The organism is Amycolatopsis orientalis DSM 43388 (assembly GCF_000411975.1).
Taxonomy (GTDB): Bacteria; Actinomycetota; Actinomycetes; order Mycobacteriales; family Pseudonocardiaceae; genus Amycolatopsis; species Amycolatopsis orientalis_D.
Window position 1 is genome coordinate 1 of the sequence record NZ_ASXG01000090.1, and the last position, 8,495, is coordinate 8,495.

The window sequence follows — 8,495 nt, forward strand, 5'->3', positions numbered from 1 at the left end:
CGGGGGTGCTTGTCAAGGCATCTTTCCCGCCTTGACAAGCACCCCCGCGCCGTAGTCACAATCAAAAATCGGGGTGCCCACGCAACCACTGAAAACGGCAATGTCGCCCGCCAGGGCGACGAGCCGAACTACCCCACCCCGAGATAAGCCTCCTTGATACTGGTGTCAGCCAGCAACTCCTGCCCAGTGCCAGTCTTCGTGATCTGCCCCGTCTCCAGCACATAAGCCCGATGCGCCCGAGACAACGCCTGCTGCGCGTTCTGCTCGACCAGCAGCACCGTCGTCCCCTGCCGGTTGATCTCCGAAATGATCCGGAAAATCTGCTGGATGAACTGCGGCGCCAACCCCATCGAAGGCTCGTCCAGCAACAACAACCGAGGCTTGGCCATCAACGCCCGCCCGATCGCGAGCATCTGCTGCTCGCCACCGGACATCGTCCCGCCGACCTGAGTCTTGCGCTCGGCCAGCCGGGGAAACAGCTCGAAAACCCGGTCGAAATCCGGTTTGAGATTCTTCCGGTCCTTGCGCGCGTAAGCGCCCATGTCCAGATTTTCCAGCACCGTCATGCCCGGGAAAATCCCGCGTCCTTCCGGGGCCTGCGAAATCCCGCGGACCACGCGCAAATCGCCGCGCAGCCGCGAAATGTCCTCGCCGTCGAACCGGATGGAACCGGCGGAGATCGGCCGGATGCCGGAGATCGCCCGCATCGTGGTCGATTTCCCGGCGCCGTTCGCCCCGATGAGGGTGACGATCTCGCCCTCGTCGACCGTGATGGACAGCCCGGACACGGCCTGGATCCGCCCGTAGTGGACGGAAACGTCGGAAAGCTCAAGCAGCGTCATCGTCGGGAACTCCCAGGTAAGCGGCGATCACGGCGGGGTTCTCCCGGATCTCCGACGGCAGCCCGTCGGCGATCTTCTTGCCGAACTCCAGCACCACGATCCGGTCGGTGACGCCCATGACGAGCTTCATGTCGTGTTCGATCAGCAGGACGGTGTAGCCGTCGTCGCGGATCGTCCGGATCAGCCCCATGAGCTCTTCCTTCTCCGCCGGGTTGAACCCCGCGGCCGGCTCGTCGAGGCACAGCAGCTTCGGCTCGGTGGCGAGCGCCCGCGCGATCTCCAGCCGCCGCTGATAGCCGTACGGCAGGTTCTTCGCGCGGTCCGCGGCCCGGTCGGCGATGCCGACGAACTCCAGAAGCGCCATGGCTTTCTCGATCGCCTGCTTCTCCTCGCGGTGGTGCCGCGGGACTCGCAGGAGGGCGCCGAGCAGGCTCGTCTTGTGCCGGGCGTCGGTGCCGACGACCACGTTCTCCAGCGCGGTCATCTCGGAGAACAGCCGGATGTTCTGGAACGTCCGGGCGATGCCGAGCTGGGTGATCCCGTGCCGCGACGTCTTGCCGAGCGGCTTGCCCTCGAGCAGCACCTGCCCCGACGACGGCCGGTAGACGCCGGTCATCGCGTTGAAGCAGGTGGTCTTGCCCGCGCCGTTCGGCCCGATCAGGCCGAGGATCTCGCCGCGCCGGATGTCGAAGGACACCGAATCGAGCGCCACCAGGCCGCCGAAGCGGACCGTGACGTCGTCGACCTTGAGCAGCGTCTCCCCGTATTCGGCCCGGATCTCCCGGTCCGGCGCGACGACCTCGGCGACCTCGGCCTCGTGCTCGGCGAGCTCCTCGGCGGTCATGTTCGCGACCTCGGCCACGAGGCCGCCCTCGGCCGGGACCTCGGGTCCGCTTCCGTTGCCAGGGACCGTCATGCCCTCTCCCCCGGGGTGTCGGTGGCCAGCGAACCGTCGCTGCTGACCTGCTCGCCCTTGCCGAGCAGCCGCTGGTACGCCTGCCTGCCGTAGGCGAGCAGGCGCTGCCGCGCGCCGAGCAGGCCCTGCGGGCGAAAGATCATCAGGATGATCAGCGCCAGGCCGAAGATCAGGTACTTGTACTCCGCGATCGCCTGGAACCGCAGCGGCACGTACGCCACCACGATCGCGCCCAGCAGCACGCCGACCTTGTTGCCCGCGCCGCCGAGGATGACCGCGGCCAGGAACAGCATCGAGGTGACCACGTCGAACTTCTGGTTGTTCACGAAGCCCAGCTGCCCCGCGTACAGCGCGCCGGAAAGGCCGCCGACCGCGGCGCCGCCGACGAACGCCCAGATCTTGAACTTGAACGTCGGCACGCCCATGATCTCGGCCGCGTCCTCGTCGTCGCGGATCGCGACCCACGCGCGGCCGACGCGGCTGCGCTCCAGGTTCCCGACCACGAACAGGATGACGATGATGATCGTGACGCAGAGCCAGTACCACGGGATGCCGTCGGTGTTGTTGAACAGCGGGCTGCCGTCCGCCTTCGAGCCCGGCGGATGCCCGACGCCCTGGAAGCCGCGGTTGCCGCGCAGCGGGTCGATGTTGTCGGCCATCAGCCGCACGATCTCGCCGAAGCCCAGCGTGACGATCGCCAGGTAGTCGCCGCGCAAGCGCAGCGTCGGCGTCCCGAGGATCACCCCGAAGATCATCGTGACCACCATCGCGATCGGCAGCACGACGAGGAACGGCAGCTTCGACAGCGACGAATCCGGGCTCGTGAACAGCGCCATCACGTAGGCGCCGACCGCGAAGAACCCGACGTATCCGAGGTCGAGCAGGCCGGCCTGGCCGACGACGATGTTGAGCCCGATGGCGACCAGCGCGTAGCGGGCGACCTCGAACATCGCGATCGGGAAGTCGTACCCGGGCTGGGTGGTGATCAGCGGCGGGTTCAGCACCGGCAGCAGGTAGACCAGCGCCACCAGCGGGACGAGCACCCCCCACTGCTGGACCCGGGACAGCCGGTTCCACCACTCCGAGACCGGACGGCGGCGCTCCTTCGCCGGGGTGGCGGGCGGCGTCGTAGTCGTCGTCATACCCGTGCCTTTCCGAGCGATTCGCCGAGAATGCCGGTCGGGCGGAGCATCAGGATCAGCACCAGCAGGACGAACGCGACGACGTCGCGCCATTCCCCGCCGAACAGCGACTGCCCGTAGTTCTCCACGACCCCGAGCAGCAGGCCGCCGAGCAGCGCGCCGCGCAGGTTGCCGATGCCGCCGAGCACCGCGGCGGTGAACGCCTTGATGCCGAGGATGAAGCCGCCCTGGTACGAGGCGCCCTGCGGGATCTTCATCATGTAGAACAGCGCCGCCGCACCCGCCAGCAAACCGCCGATGAGGAACGTCAGGGTGATGACGCGTTCCTTGTTGACGCCCATCAGCGTCGCGGTGTCCGGATCCTGGGCCACCGCGCGGATGCCGCGCCCGAACTTGGTGCGATTGACGAAGATGTCCGTGCCGACCATCAGCAGGATCGACGCCACCACGGTGATGATGGTGACGATCGTGACGCTGCCGCCGAAGATCGTGAACACCTCGTCGTTGCGCAGCAGGCGAATGCTGTTCTCCGGGTTGCCGCCGCGCCAGATGAAAAGGATCTGCTGCAGCACGAACGACGCGCCGATCGCGGTGATCAGGAAGACCAGCCGGGGGGCGTTGCGTTTGCGCAGCGGCCGGTACGCCACGCGTTCCAGCACGACCGCGGTGCCGCCGGACACCGCCATCGACGCGAGGAGCGCGAGCAGCAGGAAGCCGACCAGTTCGAAGATCGGCAGGTCCGGCGTCGCGCCGGGGCGGAAACCCAAGCCGTAGAAGGTGAACCACGTCGCGAAGGCGCCGTAGATGAACACCTCGGAGTGGGCGAAGTTGATGAGTTTGAGCACGCCGTAGACGAGGGTGTAGCCCAGCGCCACGAGCGCGTAGATGCTGCCGTAGGCCAGGCCGTCGATCGTGTTGTCCCAGAACTGGTTCAGGAACGAATTCACGTCGAAGGTGATCCAGCTGCCGCCGCCCTGCGCGAGGACGAGCGAACTGAGGTCAGGAATCATCGACACACTAGTTCTCCATGTGGGACCGGGGTGCGGGCCGGGCGGGATCGCGCCGCCCGGCCCGCACCCCGGTACTGGAACCGAAAGCGGTGAGCTACTTGATTTCGGTGTTGCGGACGATCTTTCCGTTCTCCACCTTGTAGGTCCACACCGTGGTGGAGGCGAGCTCGCCGTGGTCGTCCCACTTGAAGTGCTTCGTGATGCCCTGGCCGTCGTAGTTCTTCACCCAGTCCAGCAGGCCGGCGCGGTCCTTCTTGCCGGCGTCGATGCCCTTGAGCAGGATCGTCGCGACGTCGTAGGCCTCGGGCGAGTAGGTGCCCGGGTCGACGCCGGTCGCCGCCTTGTAGGCGTCGGTGAACTTGGTGAACTGGTCGGCCGGCACGCACGGGCAGGTGAAGTACGCGTTGGCCGCGGCGTCGCCCGCGCCCTTCACGAACAGGTCGTCCTTCACGCCGTCCGGGCCGACGAACTTCGCCTTGACGCCCGCGTCGTTCAGCTGCTGCGCGAACGGGGCGGCTTCCTGGTAGTAGCCGGAGTAGAAGATCGCGTCCGGCTTCTCGCCCTTGATCTTGTTGACCACGGCGGAGAAGTCGGTCTGCTTCGTCTTGACCTTGTCCTGGCAGCTCGCCTTGTCGCCGAGCGCCTTGATGGTCGACGCGGCGAGACCGGTGCCGTACTCGGAGTCGTCCTCGATCACGCAGACCTTGTTGGCCTTGAGGTCGCCGGTGATGAACTTCGCGGCGGCCGGGCCCTGCGCGTTGTCGTTGCCCAGGGCGCGGAAGAAGGTCTTCCAGCCGTTCTGGGCGAGCGACGGGTTCGTCGCGGACGGGGTCACGGCGACCAGGCCGGCGGAGTTGAAGATGTTGCCCGCGGCCTTCGACTCGCCCGAGAACGGGAGGCCGATGACGCCGATGATGCCCGGGGTGTTGACGATCTGGGTCACGATGCCCGGCGCCTTGTCCGGGGTGCCCTCGGTGTCGAACTCCGCCAGCTTGACCTGGCAGCCCGGGTTCGCCTTGTTGTGCTGGTCGACCGCCAGCTTCGCGCCCTTGAGGATGTTCTGCCCCAGGGCCGCGTTCGCGCCGTTGATGGTGCCGGCGTAGGCGATCGAGGTCGGCGCGCACTGCGCCTTGCCGTCTCCCGCCGGGTCCGCCGCGTTCGCCGCCGCCGACGGGGCCGCGGCCTGCGGCGCGCCGCTGTCGCCACCCGAGCCACTGCCGGTCCGCGCCGAGCAGGCGCCCAGGGAGATGACTCCCGCCGCGGCCAGCACGATGACCTTAGTGAGTCGTGCTCTCTGCACTCGTTCCTCCAAATGCCACCCGCCACGCTCCTCGCGGAACAGCGGGTCCCTGCGTGGGACTTCGACTGGGCGCTGAACGTAGCCGCCGGGTGAGGTGTTGCACAGAGTCACAGCGAGTCTTGTATCCACATCGTGACGGTCGTCACGAGAATTAACGGACGATTTACACTCGATCGTCTTATTGCAACGACCGAGTGACCGACTCTTCGTGTCCGAGCACCCCTCGAACGGACCTTGACCAGACGTCCGATCGATGAAGGCAGTGTAGGAACATCCCCTCCGTCATCGTGACCGACACCACGATCCCCCTGGCTACCAAGGTAGCAACCTTGCCCTTTCGCGCAGGGCAGGGCAACCCGCACGGGTGGCTCCGGGATCGGTGCGGCGGATGGGTTTTCCCTGGCCGGGAGCCAGATTTCGGCGCGACACGGCAGGCCGGGGCGGAACGGGCGAACCGGACAGGATTCCCGTTGGGCGGGAGCGCGGGTGCGGGAGCGGCCGGTGACTCTCCGGGGTTTCCCGGGCCCGAGAGAAGAAAAGCGGGCGCGGCCCCCTGGCCGCGCCCGCTTCCCGGGTGCTTGCTCAGCCGATGCTTTCCACGACCGCCTCGGCGACGGCCTTCATCGTGGTGCGCCGGTCCATCGCGGTGCGCTGGATCCAGCGGAACGCGTCCGGTTCGGTGAGCCCCTGGCGGCTCATCAGCAGGCCCTTCGCCCGGTCGATGACCTTGCGGGTCTCGAGCCGGTCGGTGAGCCCGGCGACCTCGGCCTCGAGGGCCTGCAGCTCGGAGAACCGGCTGACGGCCAGCTCGATGGCGGGCACGAGGTCGCGTTTGGCGAACGGTTTGACCAGGTACGCCATGGTGCCCGCGTCGCGGGCCCGTTCGACGAGGTCGCGCTGGCTGAACGCGGTGAGAATGACGACGGGCGCGATCCGGTCGCCGGTGATCCGCGCGGCCGCCTCGATGCCGTCGAGCTTCGGCATCTTGACGTCGAGGATCACGAGGTCCGGCTTGAGGTCGGTGGCCAGCGCGATGGCCTCCTCGCCGTCGCCGGCCTCGCCGACGACCTCGTAGCCCTCTTCGCGCAGCATTTCCACCAGGTCGAGCCGGATGAGCGCCTCGTCCTCCGCGACGAGCACCCGTCGCTGCGGCACGCCGGCGGCGGCGCCGTTCGACTCGGCAGCCTGTTCGGTCACCGGTGTCCTCCTGAAGGCTCGGCGGGACGTCTTCGACACGCGGTCACCCGCGAGAGCCCAGCGTACCGGGACCGATCCAGATCCCACGATGGCGTTCACCACGAAGTGGCGGGCGACACCCAGCCCCGGCCCCAAGTCGATCACCGGACCCGCTCGCCGGCGGGGAGGGCGGATCCCGTAAAGTTCCCGGCACTGCGGCCCCCGTAGCCCAACTGGCAGAGGCAACGGATTCAAAACCCGTCCAGTGTGAGTTCGAATCTCACCGGGGGCACCCGGATTCTTCTTGTTTCACAGGTCAGCGATTTTCGTGCCGCGGCGATACCGACGCGCCATGCGGCCGGGCCCGTGCTTACGCTGAACGACCTCACCGAGAAGGTGAGCGTCCCTCCGCCGGAGTCGGCCAGCGAAATCGATCCACTCGAAGCTCGCGCCGCCGGGCATCGCTGGTCCGGGCAGCACGGGTCGGGTGCGCGAATCGCCACTACGGCGCGGTCGCCACCCCGAGCACCGAATCCGCCATTCCGTAGTACAAGAACCACCGGTCATGGAACCGGACCAGGCCCTCGCTGAAGGTCACGTGGTTCACCTGGCCGTTTTGCTCGTCGTCGGCGGTCGGGTGGATGAACGGCCGCTCCAGCCGGGCGATCGCCTTGGTCGGGTCGGCCGGGTCTATCAGCAACTGGCCTCCGGAGTACTGGCCTTTCGGGTAGCCGGCCTTGCCGTCCGACCGTCCATTGTAGACCAGCAGGAGGCGTCCGTCGGCGGTGGTGATCGGCGGCGGGCCTGGCTCGATGAGCGAGCCTTCCCAGGGGAACACCGGCTTGGCGACCGGATCGTCGTTGCCGGGCGTTTCCCACGTGATCAGGTCCTTCGACCGCGCCCAGAAGATGTTCGACTCGCCGAAGTACATCCAGTACCAGCCGTTCATCGGCGTTGCCGCGATCGCGCCGGACTTGTTCCACGGCTTCGCGCCGTGGCCTGGGTCGCGCAGGTCCGGGAACAGCGGCGGATGCTTGGTCCAGTTCCGCAAGTCCTTCGACGTGGCAAGGCAGAGCAGCGCGCTGGTGTGGTCGTACGCGGTGTAGGTCAGGTAATAGGTGCCCCCGACGCGCACCACCCGCGGATCCTCGCACCCGCCCGGCTTCTCCCACGGCTCGGTCGGCGTCAGGACTGGATCGGGCAACCGGGTGAAATTGATGCCGTCCTCGCTGAACGCCAGCCCGATGCTGGAGGTCTTCGCCGCGTCCTGCGCCCGGTAGAACAGCGCGATGCGGTTGCCGACCACGATCGCGCACGGGTTGTACAGGTAGGCGGACTCCCAGGGGTGCGCGGGATCCGGGCGCAGGATGGGGTTCCGCTTGCTTTTCGTGAACGGTCCGAGCGGGAAGGTCCCCTTGCTCGCGGCCGGCGCACCGGCTGCCGTACCGGCCGTGCCGAGCGTGGTGACCGCCGCCGTCCCGGCGACTCCGGCCAGCAGCGCCCGGCGGCCGATCGGGAATCCGGTTGTCTCGTCCACGATTGTCCTCCCGGGCAACGTCGTCGGCCTCGCTGAGTGCTTATGCGACCTTCCGTGCTGTCCTCCGGCACAGTCAACCGCTGTCGCGGGAACTGGCCGGACAGAAAAAATCGGACAATGCCGGGAGGACGCTGACGACCAGTTGTCCGAGATCGGACAGGTTTGCCGGACGGTGTTGTCCCGCCAGTCCGGCACGAACCACAATCGCGTTGGGGCGCGCGCTCTCTGGTCGACGGGGCCGGATCACCCTGCCGCAACACTTTCTCCAGTGCCTCAGCCGTTTCCTCAATGTCGGTGGTATGCGCGGTGCTGAGGAAGACCTTGCCGGAAGGCTGGTCGAGCAGCGGCATCCGCCATACCGACTCGCGCGGACAAGCCGGCGGTATCCGAGCACGCATCCGCACTTCGCTGTCTCATTCGCTCCGCGACTGCGACAAGCACATGCGATTGCGCGCCTGCGCCGGGCCGGGATCGTCGGCTGCCGAAGTCACGGCGACAGCTGTTCGAGCACCTGGCCTTTGGTCTCGATCGCGTACCGGACAGTCACGACGCCGCCGACGAGTGCCACGGCG

The 8,495-nt window shown here is 67.5% G+C and carries 7 protein-coding genes and 1 tRNA gene; 1 reads left to right on the forward strand and 7 read right to left on the reverse strand.

Features of this window, described 5'->3' with window-relative positions:
* Window positions 1-128 precede the first annotated feature (128 nt).
* The 6 genes from L942_RS17595 to L942_RS17620 all read right to left on the reverse strand — a co-directional run bounded on the left by L942_RS17595 (window position 129) and on the right by L942_RS17620 (window position 6,407).
* Window positions 129-842 (reverse strand): ABC transporter ATP-binding protein, encoded by a 714-nt coding sequence (locus L942_RS17595; RefSeq protein ID WP_037361650.1) that lies wholly within the window; start codon window positions 840-842, stop codon window positions 129-131.
* Window positions 829-1,758 carry an ABC transporter ATP-binding protein gene (locus tag L942_RS17600; RefSeq protein WP_037361652.1) on the reverse strand — a complete coding sequence of 310 codons (930 nt, stop codon included), beginning with the start codon at window positions 1,756-1,758 and terminating at the stop codon, window positions 829-831. The genes L942_RS17595 and L942_RS17600 overlap by 14 nt, the downstream gene beginning before the upstream one ends.
* The gene (locus L942_RS17605) at window positions 1,755-2,900 is read right to left on the reverse strand and encodes a branched-chain amino acid ABC transporter permease (RefSeq protein WP_037361654.1); all 1,146 of its coding nucleotides are present in this window, start codon (window positions 2,898-2,900) and stop codon (window positions 1,755-1,757) included. Before L942_RS17605 ends, L942_RS17600 begins: the two co-directional genes overlap by 4 nt.
* On the reverse strand, window positions 2,897-3,910 hold the full coding sequence (locus L942_RS17610; protein WP_037361660.1) for a branched-chain amino acid ABC transporter permease: 1,014 nt from the start codon (window positions 3,908-3,910) through the stop codon (window positions 2,897-2,899). The genes L942_RS17605 and L942_RS17610 overlap by 4 nt, the downstream gene beginning before the upstream one ends.
* 94 nt (window positions 3,911-4,004) lie before the next feature.
* Complete coding sequence (locus L942_RS17615; RefSeq protein WP_037361656.1) at window positions 4,005-5,180, reverse strand: branched-chain amino acid ABC transporter substrate-binding protein; 1,176 nt, start codon at window positions 5,178-5,180, stop codon at window positions 4,005-4,007.
* 612 nt (window positions 5,181-5,792) lie between these two features.
* A complete protein-coding gene (locus L942_RS17620; RefSeq protein WP_009079762.1) occupies window positions 5,793-6,407 on the reverse strand; it encodes an ANTAR domain-containing response regulator in 615 nt (204 codons plus the stop codon).
* 197 nt (window positions 6,408-6,604) lie between these two features.
* Here L942_RS17620 and L942_RS17625 point away from each other — a divergent pair.
* A tRNA-Leu gene (locus L942_RS17625) sits at window positions 6,605-6,678 on the forward strand.
* A 210-nt stretch (window positions 6,679-6,888) separates the two neighbouring features.
* On the opposite strand, the gene L942_RS17630 is transcribed toward L942_RS17625, so the two are convergent.
* A complete protein-coding gene (locus L942_RS17630; RefSeq protein ID WP_200862847.1) occupies window positions 6,889-7,923 on the reverse strand; it encodes a glycoside hydrolase family 130 protein in 1,035 nt (344 codons plus the stop codon).
* Window positions 7,924-8,495: the final 572 nt, after the last annotated feature.